At 29.9% G+C, this 2,849-nt stretch carries 3 protein-coding genes; all 3 read right to left on the bottom strand.

Annotation, left to right across the window (positions count from 1 at the left end):
• Positions 1–747, bottom strand: a 747-nt coding sequence (locus GFJ41_RS17615; protein ID WP_264318556.1) for a pyridoxal-dependent decarboxylase, incomplete at its 3' end; no start/stop codon positions are given.
• 214 nt (positions 748–961) lie between these two features.
• Positions 962–2,023 (bottom strand): DUF2776 family protein, encoded by a 1,062-nt coding sequence (locus tag GFJ41_RS17610; RefSeq protein WP_170075956.1) that lies wholly within the window; start codon positions 2,021–2,023, stop codon positions 962–964.
• Between the two features lie 92 nt (positions 2,024–2,115).
• The coding region (locus GFJ41_RS17605) for a pyridoxal-dependent decarboxylase (protein ID WP_264318555.1) at positions 2,116–2,849 on the bottom strand (734 nt) is incomplete at its 5' end.

Genomic DNA, 2,849 nt, shown 5'->3' with positions numbered 1-2,849 from the left:
TCCACCTGATGCAGCATCTACGTGTATTGGTACACTTATTTTTGCTGTTTTATTGTATTCTTCAAGTAATGCATCTAGTGCTTTTATGTCATCGAATTTTCCTGTATATGTTATTCCTTGTAATGCTACAACCCCTATTGTATATTCATCCACATAATCTAAAACTTTATCTATGTTTAAACTCATGTGTTCTTCATCCATTGGTACTAAACGCATTTCTATATCCCAGTATACACAGAATTTTTCCCAACAAACTTGGAATCCTGATGATACTACTAAGTTTGGTTTTCTCTTTGTTGTATCTATTCCTAATTTTTCTGCTCTGTTTCTCCATCTAAACTTCATAGCCATACCACCAAGCATACATGCTTCTGATGATCCTACTGTTGATGTTCCTATATAATTTAATTCTTTTGGAGCATTCCATAAGTTTGCTATCATATTTACACATCTATTTTCCATCTCTGTTGTCTGTGGATATTCAGATTTATCTATTGCATTTTTTTCTAATGTTTCTGCCATAAGTTTTGTTGCTTCATCTTCCATATATGTTTGGCAGAATGTACATAAGTTAAGTCTTGCATTTCCTTCATTCATTAACTCATCTTTTATTAATCTGTAAGCTACATTTGGAGCAATAGAATCTTTCCCTAAAACATCTTTTGGCACGCTAGAGCCAGATTCTGTTGTCCCAAATATTGGAGTATCATAACTATCTCCTAATTGATTTTTTCTACCATATAACATTTTAAAAACCTCCTTATATATGCACTAAGTCATATAAATTTTATGTATTTTTATTAATAAAAAAACAATTCTAATTAAAATCAACATATATATAAGTATTTACAAATACTATTCTTTAAAATACTTTGATTTACTTTTAATTTCTTAGTTTTTTATTATATTTTATATATACCACGTTTAAAACTAGTTAAACATTTTTTTGCAATTTTTCTTGCTATTTTGACGAAGATGTTCCACTTTCTAATATTGACACTATTGAAAATAATGTAAAGCAGATTGCTCCTAACCCAATCATTACACGCGCAGGAATAAAATAAGCTATATTAAATATTTCTGATTCAAATAAAAATGCTCCAATAAACAAACATATCAGCGCTGTGAATACCGGTATTAGCGGAACTCTTTTTGCTAATGGGTTTGACTTTCTCCAAACCATTCCTAATAATAATACTTTACTTAAAATACTGTAGCATACTATACCTAATCCAATTAGAACATAACCTGGGGCTATCATAATCGGATCTTTAGATATACATAAAATTGCAATTCCCCATAATATATCTATAGTTCCAAATACAGCTACAAGTATCGCCCATCTATAACGTTCTTTTTCTGTAAATTTATTTTGTATCTGTTTAACTATACTAATTACTAATAAAATTAAGCTAGAACAAACAAATCCAATTCCTATCAAAACATGACCCGCTACTAAATAATCACTTGAAACTGAGTTGAATAATAAATATGCTCCTCTAAAAAAGGCAAGAATTGTGCATATAGTTGGTATTCCTATAAGTATTTTTACAGTAGACTCTTTAAATGCTCCTTCTGGATTTTCTCCTTCTTTTAAATTAGCTCCATTTTGTGGAATCATCATGAATTTAGTTGAGGCTGTGGCAACTGTTGCAACGCAACAAGTTATTAATCCTAATCCAAGTACTACATTACCTGATACAAAATACGGAGGTATATATATTCCTACTCTCCATAAAACGATACCTGAAACAATAGTAACAATGCCTGCTAAGTAACCTATTATTGGCAATGCCCATTTATAAAATTTATTATATTTATTTATAATCTGTAAGATTATTGTTGCAGCTGTAGTAAATAAAGCTATACATATAGCAGTTAAGTATATTAAAACATGTCCTGCTACTAGAAAGTCTGATCCTATCGCCTGTCCTAAGTCCTTAACATAAATACCATATCCTAAGCACATAGCTCCCATTACTAATGGTATTGCACGAAAAAGAATACTAATATAATAATTCACTTTAATTCCCTCCTTAATTTATAACTTTAAAGAAAAAGCAACTAGTGTAATTAATTTAGCACTAGTTGCTGAATAAAACATTTCTTTTTATATTAGTGAGTGAATCCGTATACTTTGTTTTCTTCTTTTTTACCGTGTACTAATACATTTGCGTCATTTAAATCTTTTATTGCTGTTTTTAAATCTCTTATAAATAATTCAGCCATATCATGACTTAAGTCTGCTCTACATACTATACGTTGTATTATTGTTTTGTCTAAGTTGATTGGTAATGGATATGCTGGTATTTGCCATCCTTTCATTGCTAATCTATCTGCTAGATCATATAATGTCCACTCTACATTAGCATTATCAACTAATCTATAACATACTATTGGTAAATTTTCTCCATTATTATAAATTTTGAATAATCCTGTTTTCTCTATTTCATCAGATAAGTACATAGCTACATCTTTTGTACGTTGATGTATTTGTCTGTATCCTTCAAATCCAAGTCTTAAGAAGTTATAATATTGTCCAATTACTTGACTTGCTGATCTTGAGAAGTTTATTGCCATTGTTGGCATTGATCCTCCTAAGTAACTTACTTCAAATATTAATTCTTTTGGTAAGTACTCTTCATCTTTCCATATTACCCATCCTATACCTGGGTATACTAATCCATATTTATGTCCTGATGTACTTATTGATACTACATTTTTCAATCTAAAATCCCATTCCATATCTGGATCTATAAATGGTGTAAATAATCCACCTGATGCAGCATCTACGTGTATTGGTACACTTATTTTTGCTGTTTTATTGTATTCTTCAAGTAATGCATCTA

Source organism: Paraclostridium dentum, assembly GCF_012922555.1.
Classification (GTDB): domain Bacteria; phylum Bacillota; class Clostridia; order Peptostreptococcales; family Peptostreptococcaceae; genus Paraclostridium; species Paraclostridium dentum.
Note: the sequence above shows the minus strand (reverse complement) of the source record. Positions and strands in the feature narration are given on the sequence as shown.